Annotated in this window: 23 protein-coding genes and 7 pseudogenes; 12 read left to right on the top strand and 18 right to left on the bottom strand. The window is 57.6% G+C overall.

All coding sequences use genetic code 11. The annotated features are described in order from the left end of the window. The first annotated feature begins 34 nt into the window (after positions 1 to 34). Positions 35 to 2,315, top strand: a pseudogene (locus ACODNH_RS03240) (heavy metal translocating P-type ATPase). On the opposite strand, the gene ACODNH_RS03245 reads toward ACODNH_RS03240, so the two are convergent. Further along, complete coding sequence (locus tag ACODNH_RS03245) at positions 2,312 to 2,518, bottom strand: heavy-metal-associated domain-containing protein (RefSeq protein ID WP_230892507.1); 207 nt, start codon at positions 2,516 to 2,518, stop codon at positions 2,312 to 2,314. The pseudogene ACODNH_RS03240 and the gene ACODNH_RS03245 overlap by 4 nt on opposite strands. 135 nt (positions 2,519 to 2,653) lie before the next feature. Between ACODNH_RS03245 and ACODNH_RS03250 the strand changes: the two genes are divergently transcribed. The 3 genes and pseudogenes from ACODNH_RS03250 to ACODNH_RS03260 all read left to right on the top strand — a co-directional run bounded on the left by ACODNH_RS03250 (position 2,654) and on the right by ACODNH_RS03260 (position 4,433). Further along, entirely contained in the window at positions 2,654 to 2,869 is a 216-nt protein-coding gene (locus tag ACODNH_RS03250) for a hypothetical protein (RefSeq protein ID WP_230892508.1), read from the top strand. Positions 2,870 to 2,993: 124 nt separating this feature from the next. Beyond that, positions 2,994 to 3,998 (top strand): annotated as a pseudogene (locus ACODNH_RS03255) (DUF6610 family protein). A gap of 71 nt (positions 3,999 to 4,069) precedes the next feature. Further along, positions 4,070 to 4,433 (top strand): annotated as a pseudogene (locus ACODNH_RS03260) (hypothetical protein). Here the strand turns inward: ACODNH_RS03260 and ACODNH_RS03265 are convergent. Beyond that, a complete protein-coding gene (locus ACODNH_RS03265) occupies positions 4,430 to 4,729 on the bottom strand; it encodes a DUF3892 domain-containing protein (protein WP_121538228.1) in 300 nt (99 codons plus the stop codon). The pseudogene ACODNH_RS03260 and the gene ACODNH_RS03265 overlap by 4 nt on opposite strands. Before the next feature lie 168 nt (positions 4,730 to 4,897). Here ACODNH_RS03265 and ACODNH_RS03270 point away from each other — a divergent pair, with 168 nt between their 5' ends. Next, positions 4,898 to 5,824: an ArdC-like ssDNA-binding domain-containing protein gene (locus ACODNH_RS03270; RefSeq protein ID WP_434530255.1), complete on the top strand. Its 927-nt coding sequence runs from the start codon at positions 4,898 to 4,900 to the stop codon at positions 5,822 to 5,824. Between the two features lie 10 nt (positions 5,825 to 5,834). Here the strand turns inward: ACODNH_RS03270 and ACODNH_RS03275 are convergent, their stop codons facing one another. Beyond that, positions 5,835 to 6,212, bottom strand: a complete 378-nt coding sequence (locus tag ACODNH_RS03275; RefSeq protein ID WP_434530256.1) for a hypothetical protein — start codon at positions 6,210 to 6,212, stop codon at positions 5,835 to 5,837. A gap of 171 nt (positions 6,213 to 6,383) precedes the next feature. Between ACODNH_RS03275 and ACODNH_RS03280 the strand changes: the two are divergent. The 4 genes and pseudogenes from ACODNH_RS03280 to ACODNH_RS03295 all read left to right on the top strand — a co-directional run bounded on the left by ACODNH_RS03280 (position 6,384) and on the right by ACODNH_RS03295 (position 10,102). Beyond that, positions 6,384 to 7,203 (top strand): annotated as a pseudogene (locus ACODNH_RS03280) (hypothetical protein). Between the two features lie 143 nt (positions 7,204 to 7,346). After that, on the top strand, positions 7,347 to 8,114 hold the full coding sequence (locus ACODNH_RS03285) for a CBS domain-containing protein (RefSeq protein ID WP_310931025.1): 768 nt from the start codon (positions 7,347 to 7,349) through the stop codon (positions 8,112 to 8,114). Between the two features lie 195 nt (positions 8,115 to 8,309). Continuing rightward, positions 8,310 to 9,404, top strand: coding sequence for a hypothetical protein (locus tag ACODNH_RS03290; RefSeq protein ID WP_434530257.1), 1,095 nt, complete (start codon positions 8,310 to 8,312; stop codon positions 9,402 to 9,404). Between the two features lie 377 nt (positions 9,405 to 9,781). Beyond that, entirely contained in the window at positions 9,782 to 10,102 is a 321-nt protein-coding gene (locus tag ACODNH_RS03295) for a hypothetical protein (protein ID WP_310931027.1), read from the top strand. A gap of 77 nt (positions 10,103 to 10,179) precedes the next feature. On the opposite strand, the gene ACODNH_RS03300 is transcribed toward ACODNH_RS03295, so the two are convergent. Both ACODNH_RS03300 and ACODNH_RS03305 read right to left on the bottom strand, forming a co-directional pair. Next, positions 10,180 to 10,341 (bottom strand): DUF7563 family protein, encoded by a 162-nt coding sequence (locus ACODNH_RS03300; protein ID WP_425499669.1) that lies wholly within the window; start codon positions 10,339 to 10,341, stop codon positions 10,180 to 10,182. A gap of 244 nt (positions 10,342 to 10,585) precedes the next feature. Then, a complete protein-coding gene (locus tag ACODNH_RS03305) occupies positions 10,586 to 10,996 on the bottom strand; it encodes a helix-turn-helix domain-containing protein (protein ID WP_310931028.1) in 411 nt (136 codons plus the stop codon). Positions 10,997 to 11,117: 121 nt separating this feature from the next. Between ACODNH_RS03305 and ACODNH_RS03310 the strand changes: the two genes are divergently transcribed. Next, positions 11,118 to 11,693, top strand: coding sequence for a hypothetical protein (locus tag ACODNH_RS03310; protein ID WP_310931029.1), 576 nt, complete (start codon positions 11,118 to 11,120; stop codon positions 11,691 to 11,693). Between the two features lie 610 nt (positions 11,694 to 12,303). Here ACODNH_RS03310 and ACODNH_RS03315 read toward each other — a convergent pair. From ACODNH_RS03315 to ACODNH_RS03340, 6 genes and pseudogenes are all read right to left on the bottom strand, one after another. Continuing rightward, positions 12,304 to 13,290, bottom strand: a pseudogene (locus tag ACODNH_RS03315) (orc1/cdc6 family replication initiation protein); the annotation flags it as partial. Between the two features lie 52 nt (positions 13,291 to 13,342). Next, positions 13,343 to 13,573: a hypothetical protein gene (locus ACODNH_RS03320; protein WP_434530258.1), complete on the bottom strand. Its 231-nt coding sequence runs from the start codon at positions 13,571 to 13,573 to the stop codon at positions 13,343 to 13,345. Between the two features lie 327 nt (positions 13,574 to 13,900). Then, positions 13,901 to 16,068 (bottom strand): annotated as a pseudogene (locus ACODNH_RS03325) (type B DNA-directed DNA polymerase). A gap of 269 nt (positions 16,069 to 16,337) precedes the next feature. Further along, a complete protein-coding gene (locus tag ACODNH_RS03330) occupies positions 16,338 to 16,715 on the bottom strand; it encodes a hypothetical protein (protein ID WP_310931032.1) in 378 nt (125 codons plus the stop codon). Positions 16,716 to 16,747: 32 nt separating this feature from the next. After that, on the bottom strand, positions 16,748 to 17,068 hold the full coding sequence (locus ACODNH_RS03335; protein ID WP_144800144.1) for a hypothetical protein: 321 nt from the start codon (positions 17,066 to 17,068) through the stop codon (positions 16,748 to 16,750). Positions 17,069 to 17,071: 3 nt separating this feature from the next. After that, positions 17,072 to 18,017, bottom strand: a pseudogene (locus ACODNH_RS03340) (hypothetical protein). A gap of 278 nt (positions 18,018 to 18,295) precedes the next feature. On the opposite strand from ACODNH_RS03340, the gene ACODNH_RS03345 reads away from it, so the two are divergent. After that, the gene (locus tag ACODNH_RS03345) at positions 18,296 to 18,844 is read left to right on the top strand and encodes a hypothetical protein (protein WP_144800142.1); all 549 of its coding nucleotides are present in this window, start codon (positions 18,296 to 18,298) and stop codon (positions 18,842 to 18,844) included. A gap of 70 nt (positions 18,845 to 18,914) precedes the next feature. After that, positions 18,915 to 20,141 (top strand): hypothetical protein, encoded by a 1,227-nt coding sequence (locus tag ACODNH_RS03350; protein ID WP_144800141.1) that lies wholly within the window; start codon positions 18,915 to 18,917, stop codon positions 20,139 to 20,141. A gap of 182 nt (positions 20,142 to 20,323) precedes the next feature. On the opposite strand, the gene ACODNH_RS03355 is transcribed toward ACODNH_RS03350, so the two are convergent. The 7 genes from ACODNH_RS03355 to ACODNH_RS03385 all read right to left on the bottom strand — a co-directional run bounded on the left by ACODNH_RS03355 (position 20,324) and on the right by ACODNH_RS03385 (position 26,801). Next, entirely contained in the window at positions 20,324 to 21,151 is an 828-nt protein-coding gene (locus ACODNH_RS03355) for a hypothetical protein (RefSeq protein ID WP_434530259.1), read from the bottom strand. 74 nt (positions 21,152 to 21,225) lie between these two features. Then, a complete protein-coding gene (locus tag ACODNH_RS03360; RefSeq protein ID WP_434530260.1) occupies positions 21,226 to 21,789 on the bottom strand; it encodes a hypothetical protein in 564 nt (187 codons plus the stop codon). A gap of 22 nt (positions 21,790 to 21,811) precedes the next feature. Continuing rightward, complete coding sequence (locus tag ACODNH_RS03365) at positions 21,812 to 21,934, bottom strand: hypothetical protein (RefSeq protein WP_008528531.1); 123 nt, start codon at positions 21,932 to 21,934, stop codon at positions 21,812 to 21,814. A gap of 152 nt (positions 21,935 to 22,086) precedes the next feature. After that, positions 22,087 to 23,043: an SAVED domain-containing protein gene (locus ACODNH_RS03370; protein WP_434530313.1), complete on the bottom strand. Its 957-nt coding sequence runs from the start codon at positions 23,041 to 23,043 to the stop codon at positions 22,087 to 22,089. Then, positions 22,928 to 23,335: a TIR domain-containing protein gene (locus ACODNH_RS03375; protein ID WP_434530261.1), complete on the bottom strand. Its 408-nt coding sequence runs from the start codon at positions 23,333 to 23,335 to the stop codon at positions 22,928 to 22,930. The genes ACODNH_RS03370 and ACODNH_RS03375 overlap by 116 nt, the downstream gene beginning before the upstream one ends. Further along, positions 23,332 to 25,668, bottom strand: coding sequence for a ThiF family adenylyltransferase (locus ACODNH_RS03380; RefSeq protein ID WP_313696093.1), 2,337 nt, complete (start codon positions 25,666 to 25,668; stop codon positions 23,332 to 23,334). The genes ACODNH_RS03375 and ACODNH_RS03380 overlap by 4 nt, the downstream gene beginning before the upstream one ends. An 8-nt stretch (positions 25,669 to 25,676) precedes the next feature. Next, complete coding sequence (locus ACODNH_RS03385; protein WP_310931036.1) at positions 25,677 to 26,801, bottom strand: SMODS domain-containing nucleotidyltransferase; 1,125 nt, start codon at positions 26,799 to 26,801, stop codon at positions 25,677 to 25,679. Positions 26,802 to 26,815: the final 14 nt, after the last annotated feature.

Raw genomic sequence — 26,815 nt, forward strand, 5'->3', positions numbered from 1 at the left:
GATTATCCACTTCGCTGGTTAACTCGCGACCACGATGGGAACGACACACGAACAATTCAACGTCGGGGGAATGTCCTGCTCCTTCTGTGCCGAGAGTATCAAGAAGGCCTACAGCCGGACCGACGGCGTCGAGGACGTCGACGTAGAGTCTCGCCCACGAGGAGGTCCTCGTCCAGTACGACGATGACCGCCTGAGCGAGGTCGAGGTGAAGGACACGCTTCGGGATCTCGGCTATACCATCCGCGACCCGGACAAAGCGAAGCGATACGAGCAACAGCAGGCCGAGCTCGCTGACGGCAAGCGCCGCCTCCTGCTCGCCGGCGGCGCATCCATCGTCGTTGCTGTGCTGATGGGCTGGATGATCCTAGTGATGGGCCGCTTCGAGTCGACATATCTCATAATGGATCTGGTGACGCTCGGGCTGGCGCTCGGGACGATGTTCGGGCCTGGGCGCTACATCAAACAGAAGGCGTTCCAGAGCCTTCGCCGGGGGATCTTCAACCAGCACGTTCTCCTGGAAGCGGGCGCATTCGCAGGGTTACTTGGTGGGCTGCTCGGTCTGTTCGTGTTCTCTGGCTTCCCGACCGTCCACTTCTTCGCCGTCTCCGTGTTCATTACCACTTATCACATCCTTCTCGGAGTACACCAGCCTCATCGTCCGCACACGAGCCTCACAGGCCGTGCAGAACCTGCTCGACCTCCAGCCCGACACAGCACGCCGCGTCAGTGATGACGGTGACGTCGAGGAAGTCCCCTCGACGACCTCGACGTCGGCGACTCTACGTCCGGGTCAAGCCCGGCGAGAACATCCCCGTCGACGGTGAGGTCGTCGAGGGTAGAATCCACAGTCGACGAGTCGGTTGCCACCGGTGAGTCCATCCCCGAGGAGAAGGCGAAGGGCGACGGAGTGATCGGCGGCAGCGTCAACGAGACCGGGACGCTGCTCATCAAGGTAACTGCAACGGGCGAGGACGCGTTCCTGAACCAGGTGGCCCGCGAAATCGAGGAAGCACGCGCTATGAAGCCCGGCATCATTCAGCTCGCCGACCGCGTCCTCAAGTACTTCGTCCCAGGCGTCTTGACGATTGCCGCGCTCTCGTTCCTCTTCTGGGTGGTCGCACCGCTTGCGTGGGGTGCAGCCCCCAACGTCCAGCGCGGGGCGTTCGCAGCGCTGGCGGTCCTCGTGCTCGGCTATCCATGTGCCCTCGGGATGGCGACACCGCTCGCGCTAATTCGGGGCGGCGGGAAGGCCGCTGACCGAGGCATCCTGATGCGCTCCGGTGACGCCTTCCAGATTTTCCCCGACGTCGACCACATCGTGCTGGACAAGACTGGCACGATCACCGTCGGCGAACCCGCCGTCAGTGAGGTCGTCGCCTTCGGTGCCGACGAGGTGGATGTACTCACGACTGCGGCCAGCGCGGAGGCGTTCTCCGAACATCCACTTGCCGATGCGATCCTCGAGGCCGCCGACGAGCAAGGCTTCGAGTACGGAGATCCCCGACGCCTTCGATTCCGTGACCGGCAAGGGCGCCCGGGTAACCGTGGCCAGCGACGACGTGCTGGTCGGGAAACCGGGATGGCTCAGCGACGAGGGGATCGACCTGTCGAAGGGAGACGCCGATATTGAGCGACTCCAAGGCCGCGGCCTCACCGTTGCTGGAGTTGTTCGTGGCGGTGACCTCATCGGCCTGATCGGTATCGGTGACGAGGTCAAGAGCGACGCCGCTGCGACCGTCAAGCGGATGACAGAGGTCGGCATTACGCCCGTGATGATCACCGGGGACAACGAGCGCACCGCGAACGCGGTCGCCGAGGAGGTCGGCATCGACCGCGTTATGGCAGACGTGCTGCCCGACGAGAAACGCGAAGAGATCGGTCGCCTGCAGGACGAGGGTTACCGCGTCGCGATGGTCGGCGACGGCATCAACGACGCTCCCGCACTCACGCAGGCGGACATCGGCATCGCCATCGGCGCAGGGACCGACATCGCCATCGAGTCAGCGGATATCGTCCTGATGGGCGACCGGCTTGGTGGCGTGATGGACGCCTACGAGATCGGGAAGAGAGCTACCGGAAGACCCGTCAGAACCTCGCGACGGCCTTCGCGTTCAACGGCATCGGCGTCGCCGCCGCGACCACAGGGCTCGTTCACCCAGTGTTCGCGATGCTTGCGATGGTGTTGTCCGTCTCGGCCGTCCTCGCCAACAGCTTCGCTGGTCAGCTCCTCTCCGGCGAGGGTGTCAACACCAAGTTCGCCCTAGAAGAACGGACCGACAGCGAACGTGGAGACAGCCGAGTGACGGCCGACTAAGCCACGACGTCGTAGCCAGCCTGTTCGATTGCCGCGTTCACGTCATCGTTTGAGACTCCATCCTCGAGGACCACCTCAACCGTGTCAGCGTCGTGATTGGCCTCGACCCGACTCACACCGTCGAGGTTTCGCAGGGCGGTCTCCACGTTCTGTTCGCACCCGTTGCACGACATCCCGGTGACGGAGATCGTCTTTCGCTCCATACGGGGCTGTAAACACTCGCGGGGGATGACTGCATTACGGTAACTGTTGTATCGGTTTTATCTCTATTCAGAGATGGGGCGTCATCGTCCGGAGAGTTGTTTGTGTCGGCCCCAAAGGGGTGGAGGCTCTTCGAGATGGGAACCACTAACGACGAAGAGAGCGACGAATTCCCGCCAGAGAAGCGGCTTGAAGCATCGAACACGCACCTGATCAAGGCCGGTATCGCGACGATTCCCGATATGGAGACTCTTCAGGAGTGTGTTGCCTACGAGAACGCCCATCAGAACCGGACGCAGATTCTGCGCCAGCTCAAGTGGAAGGCTGAAGAGCTGCGTGAGGACGAAAAGTAAGCCCTATTCTTAACCAACACACTCTGCGTGAGTTCCCCCTATTGTTGGTTAATCCGCTGTGCCTCGGTTTTTCGGGCCCCTGAAAGGGTGCGGGGCAGCCAGCAGCGGCCTCGCGAGCCTAATCATGTCTCTCGAGCTGAGCTCCAGCGCCAGCACCGCCCGCGAAATCGCCGCCGCCAGACAAACAGACTTCGTGGCGTTCCTCCACCGAGATCCCTTTGCCGGCGATGCTCTCGCCCTCGGATTTCTCCCTGGGTTTCGGGAAGACTGTGGGTATCAGACGGATCAGTACCTGAATCTCGAGATTCCCGTTGGGATGCTCGACAACGACTTCCGGAATCCCGACCTGGAGCGGTTCGTCGACCGCTTCTTCGAGCACGAACCAGAGGTCGGGGGTCATCGGGGACGTCGACGAACTCGACGACGTCGACGCCCACGTCGCTGCGGCTCGTGAGATCCGAGCGAGGCTATCCAGAGGCCGAGCTCATCGTCGTTCCGAAGTCGCGGGCGGTGATCGACGCGATACCCGAGAACCTCGTGCTCGGGTATTCACGGGGATACGCCGACCGCTTGGCCCATGAGTTCTCTGACCCAGCCGATTGGAGAGGGCGGCGCGTCCACATCCTCGGCGGGAGTCCACCCAAGCAGCTCGACGCAATTCGACAGCTGACCAGGCCGAACACTCACCGACGAGCCACCGGCCGACATCGTCGGCATCGACTGGAACGGCCTACATCGCGGCGCACAGTTCGGTGAGTTCTGGACGGCCGACGGCTGGGACGACAGCGGTCGCGACGCCGACCACGTCACCGTCCGAAAGACGGTGCGCCACAGCCTCGCTCGCGTCCGTGAGTTTTGGAGGACCCACGGAATCTGGCCCGAAACAACACCGCGAGACGAGGGGCTCGACGTCGAGTACAAGGGACCGAGTCCTGCCGATCTCGAGGACGCCGCCTGTACCGAGTGCGGGACGAACGTCTGGCGAACTCGCCGCGGCCCGTACGTCGCCGAATACGATACCGGCGCAATCTGTGGATGCTGCAGCTACGAGTGCTACTTCAGCCACCGTCACCGAAACAACCTGGAGGAGATCGCTGGCGAGCAGAGCATCTACCTCCCGCCGGCGTGACTTCGCGACCTGTTTTTCGTGCCCCCAGAGAGGGCGAGGGCTCCTTCGAGAGTCCTCAGAGGTGACTTCCAGTGAGTCAACAACAGCGTCCTGAGCAACGTCTCGATCGACGAGATCCCGGTCGATATCGACAACACGCAATCAGCGGAGGTCGATTCCGCCGACGTCCCCGACGAAATCGAATCCATCACCCGTGGGCTCGCCGGTGAGCAGCCACCTACGAATCCGCTGGTCGTACTAAAAGCGGCCCGGTGGTGGTACATTCACGGCAAGGGCGGTACGGATCCCGCCTTCCAGTGGGCCATCGAGTGGGCGCGTCATCTTGCGACTGACACGCCTAGCGACGTCGAGCGGTTCGACGAGTTCCTCGAGTACCTCATCACGGTCGGATTGGCCGAAGAAAAACGCTCTCTACGCGATGCCAAGACTCCCTAGAACTCTGGCAGTTCGCCTAGATTGTCGCTCGCGATGTTGTTCCCGTCAGTCCGAAGGTAGGTTGTCCCGTCAACTTCTACTGTCCCGACATCATCACCCTTTGTCCATTTCCCGTTGTCATTCTTGTACGCCGTACAGTACTCTTGTCCAACCGATAAGCTGAGGATGACGGCCATTCGCGATTTGGTATCTCGGTTGACTAGTTGATCTCCATCGTCCTCATATACCTGAACTTGTTCGATAGAGTCACCACTGTATCTAACTGCAGTGATTACGTAATCTGCCCATTTGCTCATGCCACAGCGTACTCAGACGTGTAGTGTAAAATGTTGGAAAGTGGAGTGAAACTGAACACGTTGCTGACGGCTGGAGAGCTAGTTGGTGAATTTCTGTTTTTGCGCCCCTGAGGGGTGCGGCGCGTTCTGAACTGCTGCAGTCGCCGTGAACTCGATTCGGAGAACACAATGGCTACGACTAGTGACTCGTCGGTCTCCTTCGACCAGACCGACACGCGATCCGACGAGATGAACAGTACGATCAAACAGTGGATCGACGACCTCGTCGCCGGCGTCGACGACGCACAGGCCAGCGAAGAGTTCCAAGAGTGGCTCGATGTCCAGAGTCGTTTCCACGACTACTCCTACCGAAACACGCTCCTCATCAAGCGGCAGTGTCCCGAGGCGAGCCGGGTGGCGGGCTACCGGACGTGGCAGGAGGAGTTCGACCGCCACGTCACGGAGGGTGAGTCGGCCATCTGGATCTGGGCACCTATCATCTCCAAGCAGTGCCCGGAGTGCGAGAATTCACCGAGCTACCACGAGGACAGTGACTGTGAGTACGACGAGACGCCACCCGAGGAGTGGTCCGAGGGCCTGGTCGGGTTCAAGCCTGCTCCGGTGTTCGACGTCTCCCAGACCGAGGGCAAGCCGCTTCCCGACCTCGACACGGAAGCGACCGGGGACGCCGGCGACCTCGTCGAACAGTTGACTGCCACCGCTGACGACCTCGGCGTGACGGTGCGGATCGTACCAGCTGAGGAGTGGACCCACGGCGAGGCGAAGGGCATCTGCGAGCAGCTGAGTCTCGTCGACGTCCAGCCGCTCGTCGAGGTGCGCGATCGGGAGAATGAGGCCGACCTCGCGCGGACGCTGATTCACGAGTACGCCCACGCCCTGCTCCACTTCGACGTCGACGACGACACCGAACGGTCGAAACGCGAAGTCGAGGCCGAAGCCGTCGCGTACGTCATCGGGCGGTACTGCGGGCTCGACACGAGCGGATCGGCGTTCTACCTCGCTGCGTGGGAGTCGGACGATCCCGAGGTCATTCGCGAGCGGCTCGGACGGATCAGTCGGACGGCAGAGGAACTCATCGACGTCCTCGAAGAGTAACCCTCGCGCTTCACTTGCGGAACAGTCCTACGAGTAGCATCAAACCAGCAGCTCCTATCGCGAAAGTCGTTTGAACTGCAGAGAAACCCCCGCGAAGTGCCATTCGAGTATAATTTGGATTTGAATGGTAGAGGTCGCTCGCCATCCTAATTATCGCATCAACTAGTGGAGCCAACACATCAAATACCAGCGCCTTTCCAAAATTCACCCCTGCTTGACCCAGTCGGTACGCAACCGTCACCAAGAAATTCGCCTTCCCCGTCAGGAAATGGCGGTTTGAAGGTGTGACGTACTGTCCCCTGCCGTTGGTCGGGTTAAATGGCCATTTTGCGAACTTCACAGCCTCAGTAAACAGCGATGCCACAAACGCGATAAGTCCCCGAATCATCTTGTGTGTTATGTAGTAACTAGTGGCACATTAAATTTCGTTCTCAAAAGGCACCAAGCCAGACGGCTAAGTGAGCCAGATCAATTCTCTATGTCAACATTGGCTTCCAGTTTCTGGAAGTTTTTCTGCGCCCGCCGAGGGCCGGAGGCGCATTCAGATCTCCGTCGAATGATGACTGAACCCTATCTCACGACGGTTCTCGAGGAAGCCGAGCACGTTGCCGAGCAGCATGACCAGGTCGCTCGAACGACAGACAACCAAGCCCACGAGTACCTCCGATACGCTGTCCTCCGGGTGCTCGAAGGCGAGTCGGAACACCTCCCAGCAGACTGGACGCCGATCGACGGCGTGACCGTCGGCTACGGGAGCGACGACGCGATGTACGACAGCTGGAGTGACGCCGTCGAGTGGTGGGACCATATTCCGCCGCAAGAAGGGTGCACTCGGTTCCGCATTTTCTATCCTGCCGAGTACGAGACGGTTCCTCGAACCATCGTCGACGCGATGGGAGCACTCGGCGCATGGCGCGTCTGGTCCGGTGACGCTGCCGCCTGCGGGTCCTATGACCACCGAGACCGTCGCGAAGTCCACTACCTGTGGCGAGAGGGGCATCCGATCGAAGCCCGGCTGGTTCGACCGGCTGCAGAGCCCTGACGCCGCTACGCCTGACGGGGGCCAGACAGGAGATATGCGTGATCGGATGGTCGTCGCAGAGTCTTCTTCTCAAAGCGACGATCTCGATCCCCGAACGAGGCGAGCCGTCACCGAGGAAATGTCGATTTCGTTGCTCGAAAAAGGCGGTCGGTATGAGGTGCGATCCGGGTCGGGAAACCGATACGAAGTCGACGTCGTCAGTGAGTCGTGTTCCTGTCCCGACTGGCAGCAGCGAGCACCCGATGGAGGATGCAAGCATCTGCGGAGAGTCGATCTCGAGATCAAGCGCGGCAGTGTTCCACGGCCCGACGGGCGACTCCCGAAGACATCGATTTGAGGCCTTTTCGCCGAGGGACCGTTTTTTCGGAGCATATCGTCTACCTCGGAACGTCGTCTACTCCCGTCGCTGCAATCCACTTGTTCGGTTCGTTCTCCAGGATGTCCCCAATGTAGAAGGACACGTACGACATTAGTCGAGCTATGGAATTCTTCACGGCGGCCGACGTTCTCAGCCACAGAACGGCCGCGACACCAGATGAGCCCGTAACTGTCGATCTGGATGACTCGATTCAGAATGCCTTGACGCTCATGCTGGAACACGATTTTGACCAGCTCCCAGTGGTGAGCGATGATGGTGTTGAGGGTACAGTCACGTACAAATCGGTCGCAAAATACGTGAAGTCAATGGACGATCCGCGGGTCGAGGAGACCTCCGTCAAAATCGCCCTGAATACGAATCCCGAGTTCGTGGACCGAGACCACGATATTTTCGAGTTGTTCGATACGCTTGCCGAGGATGACTATGTCCTGATTGGCGACCAAGATGGCCTGGACGGGATCCTGACCCGCTACGATATCCTCTATTTCCTCGAACATCAGGTCGAACCGTTCCTCCAGATTGGCGAGATCGAGGAAAGTCTCCGCCACCTGTTCCGTGCATCCTTTGATGACCTAGACCAGGCTATCGACGAGACGTTCGCCGATCGCGCTGAGCATGACGAGAGCTATGAGACGCCTGATTGCCCCGAAGACTTCTCGTTCGATGACTATCGGATGTTCATAATGCGAAACCTCGATCACCTGCCACCACGCCTCTCACAGGAACGCGATATGGTCGAAAGCCTGCTTGAAGATATTCGCGAGACGCGGAACGCGCTTCTCCATTTCCGGGCCGAAGCCGATGAGGTTGATCGGGACCAGCTGGATATGGCCCATGGGTACTTCACTGGCATTGCAAGTACCGTGTAGGGCACCACCAAGTCCACCGAACTTCACCGGTACTCTCAATCACTGACAGAGATTAAATATCGAGTCTACAATGGGCAATTGTAGAGGTAGCTCTCGTTATGGATTGGCCGTATTTAACGCAGACGTCCGGACCTTCGCCCGATGCGAGCGAAAACCAGTATTTCACGATCGAGGGCAACGTCCGGAACCACTGATGTGGACTTCCCGAACCATCTCGTCGACGCGTTCTTCTCGAAGGTACTGCACGAAGTGCCCGAAGCCTATCCGAATGATCCCGAGAACCAGTACAAGACGGCGCTCGAAGTCACAGAGCGATATAATGAGGCACTTGATGAGATGGGGCTGGACTTCCTCCAGCTCCGAATTGTTGACCGGTCCTCATCACGCCCCCAGCCGTACTATGGGCTCCAAATCCATGGACTGGATAGCTCCAAGTTCGATGCCTTTCTCGACTCGTTCGCAGAGACAGACGAAGCGACGCTAGAGGAGAAATACCACTATCTCCACGGCTCAAAATACCCGGTCTCGGAAGTGGCCAGCAAATCGCAATCGGATTCAATTGCGTCGAGAAAGCAGGTGCAGGAGGCTGTCAAAGCGCGAGTTGAATCGGAGAAGGACTCGATCACAAAGACGACGGAGACGTTGCTCTCCAAGATCGACGAATGGCGTGACGAACTCCAAACGTACTGGCGGCGGACGACGTGGCAACGGTTCAATACCTTCCCCGCAGTGCATCTCTACCTGCTGGAGATGGAAAGCATCATCACCAATATCGATGTGCTTGCAGACCGCGGTTCGATCCCGCCGTGCTACCGAGAACTACGGAAGCTCTTGGAGAATTTGAGCTGGTCGGTGTTCGACGATCTCCTGTTCATCAACGCAGAGTACGCTACCATCTACGATGACTCCTCAGTACCGGCGCATACCCCGCCACGTCCATTCTTGTCCGCTAATCAGCAATGGTATGACTGGGTTAGAGGTCGACAGACTCCGAGTTTTGAGACACAGCGCAGTCAGCTCCGGGACCGTCTCTACGACCACAGTACCCGGTCACGACTCAGCTACGACGACAAGTACGGCATCACCAAGGGTACCATCACCGAAGTGCTCAAGACGAACCTCTCCTACCCGCTCTACATCGCGCTGGCAGGACTCGAAGTAGAGACCACCGAGTCGGTCGAATCGTTCGTGACTCCTGTCAACCCTGCCCATCTCAAGCCTGGCGTTCGCCGCACGATACAGAATGTCGTCCGATCACTGAAAGAGGGGCGACGGCTTGGCCAAGCTTGACGAGGAGTTCATCGATACTCTCACCGACGAACTACTTGACATCAAAGCCAACTACCTCGTACCGCCGTTCCCATCCAACAATCACGTCATCGGTTACTTGGATTCGCTCTGGCACCACGAGCTTCCTCCCGCCTCGATGACTTCTACGGCGAGTACAGCTTTTTCATTCACTCATATCCGTCTTCGTGGCAGATCCACCCTCACTCTTCCATCCTCGAGTTCAAGATTCTCGCTCACGAGATTGATCGATTCAGCCACGCGGTTTCTACCCTCATCGAACAGTATCTCACAACGTACCATCGGAATTGAGGGAGGCCGGTGATTAACCAACAATCTATGGCTCTGGCGAGTTGTGTTGGTTAATACGAAGGGTCCCAATGTCCTACGAGCCACCGACGCCGCCGGCAGACCTTCCGGCGGACATCGTCGACACCCTCAACGAATACTCCTCAGACCAACTCCGCCACGTATCACGCTATGCGGAAGCGTTGGCCGAGTACAAAGAGCGAACGGACCGTCTCGAGTCGGACAACGACGACGAGGACGAAGAGCGCCCACCCGATCTCCCGGACGACGTCCTTACCAAGGCAACGATCACGATCAAGGAAATCAACGATAACCGCTACTACTACTGGCAGTGGCGAGAGGGCGAAACGGTAACCTCCAAATACAAAGGTCCAGTCAAGCCGGGCGACTGAACCGATCGGGGCCACCCGCCCGATAGCAATGTGTTCGCTCACTAAGACGAAATCAAATCAGGGAATCACACCCTACGTTACGCAGAGCGCCGGTTTGACCGCGCAGAGCGGACGTCGGCACCGTCGCGGAGTTTGTCCGGACAGTACGGACACACCCGTGGCGTATCGACATTATCCGGGGTAAACACACGAGCATACTGTGCAGTAACGAAGGACCCGCAGTTCTGGCATTCGGGCATACTACGGACGCTATACTATACTGATATAGGCTTTCTGACCGAACGGGCCGTCTGAGCAACGAAGCACTCGTGAACTACGGACAGCACCAGTGATGCCCTGCTGCACAATACCCGACTGCGTCCGAAATGACGGAATGAGAGACTTCCGTCTGTATCCATGAGCCTCAGAAGGCGGCGATCGACTCCGTTCGCAGTAGCGGGACAGACCACAGCCGTGGCGACGGGACGAAGTGAAGAAGGAGTGTCAGCGCTCGGGTCGCGGGGCAGTCTCGTACCGTTTGATGTCGTCGGTCTTCTCGACCCGGTCGTAGATTTCTCGAAGCGTGTCTTGTGCGCGGAGGAGCTTGTGGTCCTCGAGGAACTGCCGGCCGCTCTCACTGATCCCGTAGAACTTGTACGGGAGGTCGTTCTGCCGGCGGTCCTCGGGCAAGAGCACCTCCTCGACGACGCCGGCGTCGACGAGCTGCTGGAGGTGCTGGCGAATCGTCGTCTGGCTCTTGCTCGGGTTGACGTAGTCGAGTTCCTTCAGCGTCGGTAGTTCCGACGGATGCCCGAGGATGTCCTGGAGGAGCGCGAACCGCGTCTCCTGGGTGACGACGTTGAGTCGCTCCCGTACGGAATCGAGATCGCTTGGCGGCTGATCGGAGGTACTCATTACTTCGTTGTTCGGGTGGTGCGTGCAAAAGCGTTTCGCCCTAATACGAATCGAGTAGGAGCGAATCGGTCTATGATGAGGTCGCCACATTAAAGCACGCTATCCGAGTATGCACGGGTAGATGAGTGAGGATCCAGTCACTGTTGATGAACTCGCTGCGAAGGCCGAGGAGTATCTTCACGAGACCTCACTCACGCCGGCGGAGTACGAAGCGCTGAAACAGAGTGTTGCGGAGCTCACGCCGATCTTCTCGGCTGAGCATTCGTACTTTGTCCTCGGCAGCTATGGTCAACCCGAGATTCGCCGTCTCCAACTCGTGAAAGATCGCCTCAATCGGCGGGCCGGCGCGTATGCATTTTTGATGGTCGACATCAGAAGTGAGTGGACGAATACCTATCTCAAGTTCCGTCTGCTCGCTGATTATACGGATACGATCGTCGGTGTCGCCGAACACGCCCAGGGAGGATTTCTGGTCGAACAGGGGTATTTCACGGCCCTGGAGGAATATTTCGCGAAAACGCACGTATTCAAGCGCGAATACGAACCACTCGACCTGGAGGACGTTGAGACCGGAGTGACGAGTGAGAATCCGTATAGTGGTATGCAGACGGCGATTTTTGAGATGTTGGACGATGGCGGTCGGTTATGCCGGTGGACTACTGAAGACGAGCTCGTCGAGTGTGTTGCCACCCTCTGAGCGGACACCTGTGACCTGACGTTCGCTGGCGAAGTCGGCTGGTATTCGATAGCCCAGTACCCGATTGGCGATGGCTGCAGAATGTCGTGGACGAAAGGGGTGCCCCCGGAGTGTGAATGGGACCCGTCAGTCCGACACCCCTCGGTGTGAATGGGCAGCCACCCTCCTCAACACGGCGTTCCATTTCGTCATTGGAAGACGAGGCAAAGCGGTGCCAGCGAAACGGTTTGGCGGATATCCCACCCCCACACCCCTCAGTGTGAATGGTCCCACCACGTGGGGCACCACGATTAAGCTGCTCCTAATAGCGGAACCCGACCAGCGCGGACGCCCCTCCGCCTCCGCGCTGGCGCGTCGGCTTCGGCACAAGTGCCTTGCCTTTAAACAGGATACTACTCGAAGGACTGTTTAGACTCGTGTGTATTAAAATTATCTATTACTGCGGTGCGACACACTAGCCAACCACTGCAAACAGCCAATTTTACCGTATTACCCGCTCTACGGGTTGTTTCAACCTCACGAGACTGCTAACGGCTCTCCAACGACACCAGCGTCATCTAAACAGCTGCCATCCCCTATGCCATACCATTCACACCGAGGGGTGGGGGTGTCACCATCCCATCAACGTCTGGAGCTCCGGTGTCGAATTGATCAGCCCAGTTCGAGTGCTCTCGACGTCACCCTGGAGTGAGTACGATCTGAACTTTCCTTGATCGCCGCCTTCCTTCTTCTTGGATTCGAGAACGCCAGTCGTCACGTGTTTGTTCAGGAGTTCAAGTGCGCGATTGTACCCCTTCGGCTCCACTTCAACATCTCTTGCGACTGTTTGGTACACCTCGTGGATCTCGGACGTACGGAACCACTCCTTCTCCGGGTTGTTCCGATCAAGTCGTGTGAGTGCAAAGAGGAGTAACTTCCCGGACAACGGCGTCCCTTTCACCATTTCCATAAAGAGTTCGACCTCGACGAGTTCGTCGGCCTCGTGGACGTGCTCAGCGGTCACGATGTCGTCTCCTTCCTCGTCGGCAATTTCACCCGCATTGCGGAACAATCGAACTGCGCGTCGAGCGTCTCCGTGTTCTTCAGCTGCGAGTTCGGCTGTTGTTGGTATCACTTCGTCATCGAGGACTCCGTCGTAAAACGCGTCGCGGCGATTCTCGAGGATCGCGATAAGCTGATCTTCTTCGTACGGCGTGAACGTTCGGTGTTCCGGTTGGAGTGTGGATTGCACCCGGGACTCGATTTCGCCTTTGAATTCGATGTCGTTTGAAATCCCGATCGTGAGGACTGGGAAATCCACGTCGTCTTTCGATTGTGTCCGTGAAAGCGTGTAGAGTACTTCGTTGACCTCGCCGTGCTTGTCGATTTCGTCGATAATGACGACGAGCCCACCCGAGAATTCCCGCTGAACGACGGGCCACAACTTCTGATCCCGGTAGTGTTCTGCTGAAAGGCCCTGATAGGGAACTTCAAGCGGGTTTTCCGCTTTGGCGTTCACCTGTTCTGCAATCTTTCGGAAGGTGGAGGTATACGTAGAAATCGGGTCCGGGTTAATGTAGGCTGTAACGATGGGCGAATCCGTCCCGTCCGTTGCTGCTTCGAGGCGCTCACAGACGTGCCTTGCAACTAGTGTCTTCCCTGTCCCGGTTTCACCCCACTCTTAGAACGTTGTCCGGAACGCTGTTCGTCCGCATTTTCCGGAGATTCTTCGCCAAGAACGTGATGTGGTCGTCACGGCCGACGATCCGGTTGGCGTCTGGTACGTTATCGATTTCGAGCAGCCACGGTTTTTCAAAAATATTCGATTCGTCTTCTTCGTTGTCCTCGTCGACATTCAAGATCTCGTCGACGGTCGTTTGCGTGGATTCGTTGTTTGGCATAGCCGGACCAATTCATCCCATTCACATATAGGTTGTCCACCCACGGTGTGATTGATTTCAAATCCCATTCACACTGAGGGGGGTGTAACTGATCCAGGGTACTCCCCCCTCAGTGTGAATGGATTCGGCTTAGAGAAAGAGATTCACAATATGAATACATATCACTCCACCATTCACACTCCGGGGGGTGTCGACGTTGTCGCCCACTTGTGGTTTTTTCTCACCGAAGACGATCTCCGTCCATTGACCCATGTATCTCATGGGTCCATCTATCGATAAAACCGAAATATGGTGGTAAAGAGCCGCTATCGGCATCTCAGAACAAGGTCATCCATTCCAGGTCATTGTAAAATCGGTCAACTCTACCTCTCGTGTCTCGGCGAGACTCCGTCGAATATCCGTCTGATCCCAACCCAAGGGCGAGAGGACGCTTTCGACAGCGCGGACGAGTTGTGTCTCGTAATACGATGGATCGTATGTTTCGACCTCTTCGTGGGCGAGTACGACGCGTTCCCGTGAGGATTTCTCGTCATCAACCACGACGTACTCAATATCTTGCCCGGGATGGACAGCGAGGTCCTGGTCGCGAGCCCGTTTCAGCGCTGCGACGTTCTGTGTGTTCTGGGTATAGCCGTCGAGTGGTTTGGAGACACGATTCCGTTCGACGAGTCGCTCCACCGCTACCTCACCGGCATGGAGTTTCGAGACTGCACGGTCGAGACAGCTGAGGACTGCCTCTGGTGACTGCGTCGTATCGAGGCGATCGAGGCATTCTCGCTGGACGTCCTCAATAAATGGTGGCGTCGACCGCTGGCGGGCTTCGATGCCTCTGATCTTGAACTCGTCCTCATCGACGACCTTTCCGAAATACTTCGTTAGTGCGCCGGCGTCGCTCTCGCGTTGTGGGACGAACGCCACCCAGTCATAGTGCGATTCATACTCGAGGCGGATGTCGACTGCTTCGGTGATCTCGGTCGCGAGGGCCTCGAGGGACTCGCGGTCCTCGTCGTCGACGTCGGGGTTTGGGGTCACCCAGATGGAGTCGACGATGCCGTGGACGACACGCCAGCCGCCGGCTTCGAGGCGTTGCTTCGCCGTCAACAAAATCTCGCGCGCGAACGCATTGATTGCCTCGTGGCACTCGATGCGCCCGTATTTGGCGTTGTTAAAGCCTTGGTACCCAAAGCAGGCGACGAGGATCCACTTCAGCGCCCCCGACCGCCCTTCGAGTTCGTCGAGGCGCTCCTCATCAGGCTCGTCACGCTCTTGTTCGCGACGGATGGCGGCTTTGATCTCGTCGCGCGCATCGATGATCGGCTGGAGGACGTCGACGAGGTAGCCCCGGTCGTCACAGATCGAGTACCCGAGTCCGGGGACGTCCTCGCGGTCGCGATGGCACTCGCAGCGAATCACGTCCGGCGAGACGTTGTGCGTGCAGATGATGTTCGGATACAACGAGGAGAAATCGAGTTCGTGGACATCCTCGTGGAGTCCGACCTCAGGTGCGAAGATGAACCCACCACGATCGGCATCGTGGAGCACCCCTGTTGATTTGAATTTCTCGTGGCGCCAGGAGTGCCACGGGACGAGGACGCCGCGTTCGTGGGCTTCACAGATCTGGATGGCTGTGAGGATGTTGCCGATCGACGCCCAGGCTGCCTCCTGTATCGGCTTGCGCGACCGCGAGACCAGGTCGAGGACGCCGTCGATGTTGGTCTCGCCAAAGAAGAACGTGTTCGATCGGTCGATGATTGCTCTTCCGGGCACGTTGTAGCGCGCCGGCGAGTGCCCGACGCGGCCGTAGCTCGCGTAGGTCGAGCGGCTCGCGAGCTGCTGGAAATCGCCCTCTGGGGTCCGGCTCGAACGAGAAATTGTCGGCGCCATTGCTGGCAGCCATCTCGTACAGGGTCGGGACGATCTCGCTCGTCGAGCAGACGAGGACGTCCGGATCGTGGTCGTCAAGCGCAGCTTGGACTGTCGTCAGGATATCTGCTGGCGGGCCCGTGACCGTCTCGCCGCCGACGGCAAGTTCGGTATACGCATCGCCTGTTGTCTCTGTCGAGTGGGACGTCGAGTCGCAGCGTCGAGAGATCGCTCGTTGGCGTCGGATCTACATCGTTCTCGAGACAGTACCGAAACTCCCGCGAGAGATCGACATTGAAGCAGGCGAGATCCCCCACAGGGTACTCGGACAGCTGGCGTGCCTGTCGAGCCAGCGAGGTGATCCGATCGATGTGGACAACGTCGACGGCGAGGACGTCCTCGTCGTCGCGACGGAAGCCTGGCCGCCGGGCGACGATATCGGTCGCGACGACGTCCGGGTGCCGTTCGTACACGCTGCGGAGTCTCGTGAGGTCGATCTCGTCATCTGGTGCGCGGGATGCGACGTAGAAGCGCGGCGAGTAGTCTTCGCGTTCGGTCGCGACGGCGCCGTCAGCCGTCGTCTCCCATTCGAGGACACGGCCATCATCAAGGAAATCGAATGTGAATGGCATTTTCTATCTATCGTCCTCCAGCATAGGCACGCCAACGTACGCTCACCCGATAATCGGCAGTGTGTTGCTTCCGGAGTTCAGGGAATCTGTGTGACACGGCTGCGAAGGGCGTGGAACGCGAATTTGGGGCTTTCCATCCATTTTCCACAAACACTTCCGGGGCGCTGATCCCCTTCTCCGTCCATCTTAACCAACAAAACCCACGCTTGCTACGGGATGTTGGTTAAGTCTACTAATTACGGTACTGAGGCGCTGTATTCGATACAAATTCATTCGAGAACCTCGAGATCCTCGAGTCCCAGGGCATGGAGAGTATAGTGACCGGGACTATCTTCGATCAGCTGTTTGAATGTCAGCCGAAGTGTGTTCTCCTGCTCCATCCGATGTGCAGTTTTCAACACGATGCGATCAGGCGGCACGATCTCGTCAGGTGCATCGAGACGCACTGTCCGATGAAATTCGATATGTCGGACCTCATCTCCCTTCCGGGGGTCCTTTCTCTCTTCGTGTACGCTTCCGACGGAGGTCTCCCACGGATTCTGAAACGTCACACCGCCAGCCTCAACCGGACCGTCTCCGGTAAGGTGGATTCGAATTCGATCACCTGATTCCAAGTCGTTGATTCTCTGAAAACGATCCGTTGCCATACGAACGGTCTAGTACCCCGTACTAAAAACCATCAGTACAATCCGTCCTCCGTTGTACCTGCCTCGGAGTGTTGTTGCCGATCGTCCGCCTCGTTGAGTGCGTTTTCGAGTTCAGCGAGGCGGTCTTCGTGTTCATCGAGTCGGGCTTCCTGTTCGAGATCGATGCTGATCAGCGCCGGCAACAGCGGGTTTTGGTGGTTCAACAGGCCACTCGCGTCGGCGTGCTCGCGAGCGTACTCGAACAGCTGGTCGAAGCGCGGTTGGTCGCGACGACGGAGCGCCCGACGGAAATCCGTCCATCGCTCCTCGATAGTTCGCAGCGCATCCCGATACGTCGGATTGGTGCGCCCCATTGACTATCGCCCTCCAGCACTCGTCCAGGCATCGAGTAGTGGGTTCGCAGTGAGTGATGCGGTCGTTCCGTTGGCCGTCATCCCCGTTCCGACGCCGTCGGAGGTCGTGGTCGGGGTGGAGGGCGAGGCCGGTTCCAGCCCGACCTGTTCGGCACGTGCGCCGAGTACCTGACGCCAGTAGGTAAACGTCGTCTGGTAGTATGCCCCATCGTCGACGGGATAGACGAGCGTCTCGAACTCCTCACCCGTGAACCGTGGCCCCATCCGGGTCTGCTCGCACTCGAGACGGCGATCAGCGGCTGTCGCGACCGGCGCCGCGAACTCGTCCGCTTTGCTGCGAGTAACGAGCACCGGCACCTCGTACCCATCCGCGTAGGTCGCCAGTCGAGCGAGCGTTCGCGCTTGGAGTGTCCCGGCGTGGGCGTCTCCGAGCGTGTCGTCAGTGCGGTACTGCGCATCGACTGCCGGGGCGACGATGAGCGACGGGGTGTGCGAGGACGCGTCCTCGTTGCGAGCCGTCGACTGTCGACTGCTCGTCCCGGTGTCTGCGGTAGATCTCCGGATAGATTGGTTCACCGCCGTCGGGAGATCGCAGACGGTGCCGTAGTGCTGGTAGGCGGTGAACCCGCGCGCGACGTGGATCCGGTTGAGCAACCGCTGGCTGGGGGCGATTTGGGCGAGCGTGGTCGTCGTCGCGTGGCCGTTCGCGTCGACCCAGAAGGCGGGCCCGTCGTGCGAAAAGGAGATGGTCGAGCACGAGCGATTGCAAGATTGGGACGCCGCGGCCTCCCTCGACGTCGAGCAGCGTGATGCCGTCCTCAAGTGACGGCAACAGCATCTTCTCCGTGGTTGGGTCGGCTTGATCGGCAAGGGTTCGATTGCGGTTAGCGTCCCGGGTCGGTTGATCCACCGCTAATTGGTTTGATATCGATGTAGAGTGCTTGGGCATACTCGACTAGATGGCCATATTCCCGATAAGCTGCGGCGTGTCGCTTCCGCGTTTCCGGGAAGGTTTGGGACAAATTTAGAACCGGCTCCGTCACCGGATTTCTACTATGTTTCGTCTGTTTCTGGGAATGTTTCCAGAACGGTCTTTCAACCCTCAAGTAGTGATCGACCTTTGGCTGTACTGAATACACAGCGCGCATCTCGAATATTGATGGATGAGATCAACATGTTCCGGTAATTCGACACATCTAACCATACTGGTATGTAATCAGTTATCAAATGGAAATTTCGGTCGACGAAATCGTAACCGCGGCGGCCGCAATCCTCATCGCCTCCCTACTCCAGCCACTTCTCCCAAAGACCATTACTGATATCGACCCTCTCACTTTCCTGAACAACCCGTATCTCCGGGTCGTGCTGATCGCCATAATTGCGTTCGCTCTGCTCTGGTGGCTCCTGTCCTGGGCCCGGAACACGTTCGGTAACAGTGGTAGTAGTGGCCGGTCCGCCGCATTCGTCGCCACGGCTCGAGGGAAGCCTCGGCGCGATGTCTCCGAGTGGGAGGTCGATAAGTTCGGCGTGAAATGGCGAGTGCTGCACGGCCGCCAGCGCAGTCTTGGTGACGCCTACGCGTATGCTGACTCACCGGTCTGTCCGGAGTGCGGTACCGATCTGATGACAGACACGAAATCGCGGCGATTCCGGGATGACAAGCCGATCTGGAAGTGTCCCGGCTGCGGGTTCACGCAGGGGCGGCCATCACGGTTCTTGTATGAGGAGTCGGATGCGGTAGAGCGCGAGGTCGAACGGGAAGCCCGTAGTTCGTGATCCTGTGATACAACCGGTCTACTCAGTTGATCCGGTATTTTATGACAGATCACGGCCCAACTACGTGGTAATGAGACGGCGACAATCAGTTGACCATCTCTTCTCCGACCAATCAATCCACGAGTACAGGCGGGAGCAAGAGACAGCGCTGAAGGACGAAATCAAGGGACTGTCCAACGACGAGCTGCAGGACAGCACCGACCTCCTGACCCTGATATTCACGTCAAGATACATACCGTCCCCGATCCAGCTCAACGACTACGATTTGGAACAGGTCGGCGAGGTCGAGAAAGAGGTCCCGCGTGGCCAAGGCCTGCCCGGCCTCAATCAGCGCGGTCGGCCTACTAAAACGTACCAGCGGATCCGTGTGAAGCTGCCGTTCGACGGCGACAGCGACCTCCTGCAGATCAATCCTAGCTCCTCAAAGCTGAACAAACCGCGCTACAATGAATTGAACCGGAACGAGGTCGTCTACCACGTTGACTACACAATCGGGAATAAGGATGCGGAACAGGTCCAAGCCGAAATTCAGTCAGAGGTTGACGAATGGGTGGATAAGGTGGCGTGGTTCGTGGAACAGCTTGAGGATGATATCGCGGAGATGGAGGAGCAGCTGCGGCGAACCGCCCGCCGCTCGATTGAGGAACGGCGGGAGATCGTTGATACAAACCATGCGGTGATGGCCGAACTGGGTGTCGACACCGGTGACACCGCGGAACCTGGATATGTAGTGCCGGAGAAAAAGCGAGAGATTGAGCTACCGTCACCGGCTGCGGACAGTGATGACGAGGTGCTCCAGGACCGGACCTTTATCGAGGTCTTGGATCTGCTTGACGACTTAGGACGTGATCTGGAACGATCCGCCACGCCGGTCCGGGGTCTGGATGAGGAGTCGCTACGGGATATTTTCCTGATGGGGATTAATTCGCATTACTCCGGGTTCGCGACCGGAGAAACGTTCAACCGCGGTGGGAAGACGGATATCCTGCTCCGGTATGATAACGAGAACCTGTTCATCGCGGAGTGCAAATTCTGGGATGGACCATCTGTGTATACGGACGCGGTTGACCAGCTCCTAAACAACCTGACTGTCCGGGATTCACACGCTGCACTCTTGATCTTCTCACGGCGCCAGGACTTCGGGACGGTTGAAGACCGGATACGGGAGGCGACGATGGCGCACGACCGGTACGTTTCTGAGGTGCCGGAGATTGCAGATCACGGCGTATATCGACTGGAGTCGGAGAGTGGGTATCCGGTCCGTGTCGCGGTGAAAGCATTCGATGTCCGGGAATAGGCATAGTACGGCTGAGCCACTGGAGCACGAGCAATCGGGCCTCGGCGAGTTCAGTGCCTGATTGGTGGCGGCGTCACGGTCGCTGCATCGGCGACGTAGCTACCGAATCGACGAGCGAGTACTCTCGATCCCGGATGGTACCTTCTGCCGTGAGGCGGTCTTCGAGATGCTTACGCTCGGTCTTATCCGAGTGTGCCTTCCGCTGAGAGAGCATACGTACTATGCGAGGATGACCCGTCTGTTATCGGGCTAGCACCCATCCTGTTCATCTGATTCCGTGTCCGATGGCCATGTTGGGCCCTCTGGGCGGGGATCTCATCTACCAAATCCTTCTCGAACTGCGAAGCTCTCCAGGCTATCACGTTCTCCTTCCGCTGGACGTACTTTTCGTCGGTATCCAGCCACCGGGCAATCTCCTCGTACCTGTGACCAGCACAGAGCAGCACCATCAACGCGAAATCGAAGCGATCGAGATTGCTCTCGTTTGCATCAGCATCAATCCGGTCGAGGAACGCCTTTGAGGCATCACCGACGAACTCCATCAGTATCTCATACCGCTCTTCGTCATCAAATCCATCAAATGTGAATCCCTCCGTGATGTTGTTCCTAGGGTCACTCTCTTCGGTATCCCAGCGAATTTCTTCGAGGGTTGCTCTTTCACAGTCGTGAAGTCTCGATAGGCGCTCTGGATTCTCCTGTTCCCAGGTTGTGATTGTGTCGGCTACTGCTTCAGATTGAGCGTGTTCGATATAGGGCTCACACCCTCGCTTCGCGATGACTGACTCGATGTTCTTTCCCGAGATCGTCAGTAGGACGGACGCACATCGATCAGTCTGTTCGAGGATCTGTGCGACTTCACGACGCGATTCGAGTTCGTCAAGGCCTGCACGTTTCTGCGCGTCGTGGACGAGGTTGTTTCTGCGTTCTTTGACCTCGACAAGCGATCCGTGGTCACCTCCGGTCAGTATTTGGATATCACAGAGTTTCTCTAATCGCTTCGCGTGCCCCATACTCCGAACGTGCTCGGTGATGCTGTCGAGACGAGCTTCCTCGCGAAAGAGTTCGTTGAGGACCGTTTCTGTCGTCAGCTCTTCGATGAGTGCCGAGGCGAGGAGGAGATACGAAAAGAATGACCGCTCAACGTCGCTGTCGATCTCGTCGGTGGACCGGAGTTTTCAGCGATTTCAGCACGCTGTTCGAGATAATACTCGAGGACGTTGTCTGCGTGCCCGACGAGAGAGTTTTGGCGTTCTACGTAGGCAACTTGGAGGAGTAATTCCTTCTCGAAAGGGGTGCTCTCACTCAGCTTCTGGCACTTCTGGAGCGAACTTGTGGGGAGATGGCGAGTCAAATAATCGATGTCGTCGTAGACGAGCGGCGTATTCGTCGGGCAATTGTCTACGATTGACTGAAAGTCGTCGTTGTCAGCGAGCTCGCTGAGTGCAGCACGTATCTCGTCGACACGAAGTTCCCGAACATCTTCTGACGCCTCTGAGTCTTCACCGACCGGAACAACGCGGTACGACGCATCTCCAACGATGACGACCGGCCCTTCCAGATCGAGAACCTGATATTCCCCGATAGGGCTCAGAGAGACTGTCTCTGCGTCTATTTCGAACGATAAATCGAGATTAGTATCGTCGCCCACGCGTCAAAAACTGCAAAGGGCTCTATTCGACTTGGGCTTCGTACTCGTCCCAAAGCGTGTCGATGTCCGTGCCGGTCTCCTCAGAGATATGGCGCAGCAACTGCGCCCTGTTCTCGAACCGACGGAGCTGGCCCTTTGCGCTCATAGTAGGACATAATCGCTCCTGCAGTAATAAATCACGGGGGTGCATTCCTCGGTCAACAAAACGAGACCTACCAGTTCTCTAATCACCTCGTAGACGACGCGCTGGTGCGAAATGATCGAGTCGATGCCCTTCTGGCAATGGGCACTGATTTGCTATTGCTCTTCTGAGGCGGTGTCTGAGCCGTCTGAAAGTGACTGATTCTGTAATCGACCAGCAGGATAGTACCGACCCTCGTCTTTGCTGTAGAGGTAGGTCTGGATCGGTCTAAGAGTGTTTGAGTTTCGCCCGAAGAGAAAGGCGAGCCCCATCGGGCCAGCTATGAAGAGATGAATAGTCGATGTTTTTGATAGTTCTTTGATTGCGTCTCGTACCTTGGTACGGAAAACACCTGCAGCATGGGCTGCCTGTGCCGGGGACAATTCCACACCAGGCCCATCTTCCGGTGTCAATCTGAGAATACCGTTGAAATCCGGAAGGTCGTTATGCATTTGGTCGATCTCCGGTTGCACATCGGCAGCGATGTTGACGAGCACCGCCAGCTCCGCTCCGTGATTCGGTTGTCGCTGGAGATCTCCTTCTAACCCGCTTTCCTCTTCGTCGATATCGAGTCTCCATTCTGTCATCCCGGCAGGACCGGTGGGTTGCATCCACGTTGCTTGGATACGACGTGTGGTTGGAAGACAGTAACCGGCCGCGAACGCAGCGGGAAGATGCGTTCGGCCACGGAATCGGAGGGTGCGGCCCGATGCGTTTTGAATGAGACTGTCCGTTACCGTAGTTAACGCCGGGAGTAGACGCTGGTTCCATACTTCTTGGGATGGTGGACCATGTTCGAACGATCTCGACCAGTCAATAGCAATCGCTGGATCGTTGTCGTGAGCGGGCGATTCGTAGGTATCAAGTGAACATTCGAGGGGCTCACCGTCCGGCAAATACCCATCTATCCGCTCGATGCGCTCTGATAAGACGGCCTGGACGATCTCTGTAGCTTTGTCAGACGTGGTCTCCTCTACGGGGGAGCATTTTCCAGGCGGAAAAGTCGTGGAGGATCGGTGCCTCGTTGAGTATCGATTTGGCTTCTCCAACGCTGATATCGGGACATGGCACAACGACCACGAAAAACTCGTCATCCTCGTCCCAGCGCTTGTTGAATCCCGGCAACTCGTCGTTGAGAATGATGTCGGAGTCGGCTACGCCCTCACTGACGAGCGCAATACCACTGGCCGTTTCCGGGTTCTCCAACTGGTCGATAATCTCATCTCTGAGTGGCTCTGGCTTCAAATCGAAGATATCCCGCCAAATCGGCACCCCGTGTCGCTCGAGTTCCGTTTGCAGGAAGTTGGCGATGTCCGTCTGTTCGTGCTTATAGCTGAGAAATACACGGCCAGTTGGATCAGTCATATATCGTCACCGACGTTGAGAGTTGTAGCTGCATCTGGGTTGTCAATCCGTTCTAACTGCTCGTATTCCTTACTATCATGGAATAGATAGGCGTTGATCGTGAATTGACCTTCTTCGTCCTGTCCAACGATGAAGAGGAGCGGATGTGGACAGTCGTAGCCGTCGTCGTTGGCGATGTCATTCATCGCAGTCCGATCGACCCGACTGAGATCGGGTGAAGCGCCGGGATGGTAGTGCCATTCACCGAGATAGTCGATGCCAATGCTCTCCCTGGCGTCTTTGAGCCACTCCTCGACTTTGTCGGTTCCGCGGAGGAATCGAGTTGGTTCTTGAATGGAGTCCCGCGGTGGGTCGCGGGCATTCACCACCAGTGCTGGCCCATCGAGACGGTCGGTTCCAGCGAGAATACCGCCCGTTTCACAGGGGTGTTCTTCCCGACAGCGCTCATACATCGCTTCAAGACACGTGGCCGGAATCTGTACGGTGATTGGTGATTCCGGTGCTCGCCATATAGTTCCGTCCTGGAAGGGAGGTGTGGCCTGTGAAATGGTCGGCAGCTCGTCGCCACTACCGGTCTCGAGTACGGTGAAGTGATTCTCGCGCAGGCTCAATGCCGTCGCCTGATCGAGAAGTCGTGTCACTGTCCCTGCCCACGTCATCACCCGGTCCGTTCGGATAACTGATGCTGGGTGCCAGCAGCCGACTCGCTCGGGGATGGCATCCTCGTCTTCGTCCCATTCGATCTGTTCTTGCAACCGCCATGGATCGAACGCTTCGTTGTAATCGCTGTACGGAAAGGTATGTGAGTAAGCTGTGAAGCAGAACAACCGGCTCGCTCGCCGACCCATCGCAGCGGAGCAAAACACGACCGGGTGATTCCATCTAATCGCATCCAGAGCGCGACGAACTCCCCGTGACGCGGTACAGTCAATTACTACCTCCGCTTCTCTAATTGACTCCGGCAACTCACCGCTCGGTGGAAAGGCGCTATCCACATCAAAGACTTGGGCGTACGGTGCAATGGATTCGAGCCGGTCCGCGATTGCTGTCGCCTTGTTTCGTCCTACCTCATCGATTGTTAGTGTGTGGCGAGCCACGTTGCCGATCTCATACGTGTCGTTGTCGACGATGGTAAGCTGCTGACAGCCGGCTCGAACGAGGTTCTCGGCAACCATACTGCCGAGCGCTCCCGCTCCAATGAGTACGATGTTGCGATCCAGAAACCACTCTGTCATATGCCCGCGTCTGGTGAGCTGCTCATGCGACCAGTTGTCCGAGTCCAGCCACCGAATCTGTTCCTCTCCAGCTTCCCGTCGTTCGGCTATCTCTGGCCCCTTTCCAGTATCTCGAAATCCGCCGGAAAGGTCATTCGGGTCCTTGAACTCCTGGATCTCGATTGGTTGCCAATAAATGATCTCGGGGTCGCCGTCGACCGTAGCTGGGATGGGGAACCCGATTAGAAGAATCTTGACCGGTTCATCGTCCAAAACGGGCTTGATATTTGCCCGTAGTTCGTACGGGTCGGTCTCGGTGCCATCGAAAAACCCTTCCAAATCTTGCCACGTTCCCGGGGCCTCCCACGGGGGTTCAATCGGCACCTCTTCTAACAGTGCCCACGCTCCGGAAACAGAGTCCTCAGGATTCGCATCGATGTATCCACCCCATTGTGGCTGATAGACGACTTCATCGTCGCTATCTTTGAACGTACCAGTCGCGTATGTCTCTTCAGCAGTTGGCAACGAGCGGAGATTGACCGTCCCCCACTGTCCATACGTCTCCCTCCATTCTGAGAACGACTCCTGCGTCTCATTGAATGCGATGGTCGTGGCCGAAGCCGAGTTCGTATCGAAGGCCGGGATTTCAAACGGTTCGTCTGGTTCCCGGAGTTCCCCTTTCGCAGCATTACTTAACCACCGCAGTGCTCGGTCCATATGCCAACAGAGCCGATCACGGCTTGTGCTGGGTTCGCCGGTGGCTCCCGTTTGACTGAGGGTGTGCCCATACCGAGCAACACAGATATCGCCTCTTCGCCATGGAGTATCGTTGCTCCCAGCCACGTTCAGCTTCTGGTGGGGGAATGTGGCGGAAATGGTGTTCTCTTCTTGATCTGCAGGGTAGATCCCAATTGAACCTGCGGGGTACGTATCCCGTAGATGGAGATACCAGTCCGTCTCGCGTGGCACGTCCGGATGGGGTTCTAAGTCGTCTGGAGAAAGCCTGATCTTGACGATCCACCGTCCGTTGCTATCGTGTCGATATGGCTCTTTGAGGACGGTGACTCCGTCCCGTTCGGCAATGGCTGCAACGGCTTCTGTAATTTCGTGGGGAGGCATTTGTTACGTCAGCTGTCCGACTCGGCGAACTGGTGGTCAGATGGATCCTCTACCTGTGAGGACGACCCTACTGACATGGCTTTCTCCCCTCCATCGTCGGAATCGTCGTCGCTTCCGAAGGGAGGGAATTTCTCACCGAAGAGCTGGTACCAGTAATCCCTCGATGTTTCTTTGTCCTCCTCATCCAGTGCTGTCCGCGCGAGCGCTGCGGCATCTTCGGCCTTATCGTAGAACGCCGCGAAATCGTCCCCGTCGATTTGTTTGAGGACGTCATTCTCGGGGGTTTCCGGGAGCCCGTGAGCAGGCAAGACGGGGGTTTCCTCGGCCATTGCTTCGGTCTTGAACTGCCGTGTGAGTTCTTCCAGCGTCCTTGTCACGCCTTCAGCGACGCTGTCGATATCATGAGGACAGCACTGACCAACGATGTGCTCGAGGGGATAGCTTGTCGGTCCTTCGACGTCGGGTGTCTTCGTTCGCCGCCACCATTTGATGGCTTTGACGACGTTCACGTAGTGGCCATCCGTGATATCGTTTTTATTAATGGTGAAGGCGATAGTCGCGAGGGGATGGGTATTCTCCCACTTGTTCTCATCTCGATGTGGGATCTTGAGCGGTTGGTCCTTCCACTCGTCGTCGCCATCTGCCGACATATTGAGGGCCTCCGCCACGGTCGAAAGGTCGTCTGGACTCAGGGCTGTGCCAACGTCTAGTGAACCCAGTGATTTGACGGCTTCACGTGTTGCCTCGCTCGGTGCCGCTGTCAAGACGAGATCGATCTCCACCTTCTCTTCCTCGATCTTGTAGGAGTGCGCGTTCGGTTCCCACTGCCCCACATAGTGTTCATCCAGGAACGGCTCGCATTTTCTTAGCGCAACATCGGTATCGAGATCACTGCTGAGATCAGAGACAAAGACGACGTCAACGTCGGATTTCTCGTCTTCCTGCGGTCTGAGTGCCGTCCACCGACGGTAGCTCCCCTGTAGAAAGTCTGCAACGTAGAACTCGTCGATGTCCTCGTCACTCTGCAAGTGATCGCGGAGGGTTTCGTGGCCCTCCTTGTAGGCATCATTGTGCTCGTCCTGCGGGCGGATGTCTGACAAGAAGGTCTCGAACAGTGTGGGGAGTGTGGTCATAGTGTATCGATGTT

Origin of the sequence: Haloarcula sp. NS06 (assembly GCF_051122755.1) — an archaeon.
Lineage (GTDB): Archaea > Halobacteriota > Halobacteria > Halobacteriales > Haloarculaceae > Haloarcula.

Bases quoted from the DNA above. Each gene is read 5' to 3' on its own strand.
- ACODNH_RS03245 (WP_230892507.1), bottom strand. From the start codon at position 2,518: ATGGAGCGAAAGACGATCTCCGTCACCGGGATGTCGTGCAACGGGTGC.
- ACODNH_RS03250 (WP_230892508.1), top strand. From the start codon at position 2,654: ATGGGAACCACTAACGACGAAGAGAGCGACGAATTCCCGCCAGAGAAG.
- ACODNH_RS03265 (WP_121538228.1), bottom strand. From the start codon at position 4,729: ATGAGCAAATGGGCAGATTACGTAATCACTGCAGTTAGATACAGTGGT.
- ACODNH_RS03270 (WP_434530255.1), top strand. From the start codon at position 4,898: ATGGCTACGACTAGTGACTCGTCGGTCTCCTTCGACCAGACCGACACG.
- ACODNH_RS03275 (WP_434530256.1), bottom strand. From the start codon at position 6,212: ATGATTCGGGGACTTATCGCGTTTGTGGCATCGCTGTTTACTGAGGCT.
- ACODNH_RS03285 (WP_310931025.1), top strand. From the start codon at position 7,347: ATGGAATTCTTCACGGCGGCCGACGTTCTCAGCCACAGAACGGCCGCG.
- ACODNH_RS03295 (WP_310931027.1), top strand. From the start codon at position 9,782: ATGTCCTACGAGCCACCGACGCCGCCGGCAGACCTTCCGGCGGACATC.
- ACODNH_RS03300 (WP_425499669.1), bottom strand. From the start codon at position 10,341: ATGCCCGAATGCCAGAACTGCGGGTCCTTCGTTACTGCACAGTATGCT.
- ACODNH_RS03305 (WP_310931028.1), bottom strand. From the start codon at position 10,996: ATGAGTACCTCCGATCAGCCGCCAAGCGATCTCGATTCCGTACGGGAG.
- ACODNH_RS03310 (WP_310931029.1), top strand. From the start codon at position 11,118: ATGAGTGAGGATCCAGTCACTGTTGATGAACTCGCTGCGAAGGCCGAG.
- ACODNH_RS03320 (WP_434530258.1), bottom strand. From the start codon at position 13,573: ATGCCAAACAACGAATCCACGCAAACGACCGTCGACGAGATCTTGAAT.
- ACODNH_RS03330 (WP_310931032.1), bottom strand. From the start codon at position 16,715: ATGGCAACGGATCGTTTTCAGAGAATCAACGACTTGGAATCAGGTGAT.
- ACODNH_RS03335 (WP_144800144.1), bottom strand. From the start codon at position 17,068: ATGGGGCGCACCAATCCGACGTATCGGGATGCGCTGCGAACTATCGAG.
- ACODNH_RS03345 (WP_144800142.1), top strand. From the start codon at position 18,296: ATGGAAATTTCGGTCGACGAAATCGTAACCGCGGCGGCCGCAATCCTC.
- ACODNH_RS03350 (WP_144800141.1), top strand. From the start codon at position 18,915: ATGAGACGGCGACAATCAGTTGACCATCTCTTCTCCGACCAATCAATC.
- ACODNH_RS03355 (WP_434530259.1), bottom strand. From the start codon at position 21,151: ATGGGGCACGCGAAGCGATTAGAGAAACTCTGTGATATCCAAATACTG.
- ACODNH_RS03365 (WP_008528531.1), bottom strand. From the start codon at position 21,934: ATGAGCGCAAAGGGCCAGCTCCGTCGGTTCGAGAACAGGGCGCAGTTG.
- ACODNH_RS03375 (WP_434530261.1), bottom strand. From the start codon at position 23,335: ATGACTGATCCAACTGGCCGTGTATTTCTCAGCTATAAGCACGAACAG.
- ACODNH_RS03380 (WP_313696093.1), bottom strand. From the start codon at position 25,668: ATGCCTCCCCACGAAATTACAGAAGCCGTTGCAGCCATTGCCGAACGG.
- ACODNH_RS03385 (WP_310931036.1), bottom strand. From the start codon at position 26,801: ATGACCACACTCCCCACACTGTTCGAGACCTTCTTGTCAGACATCCGC.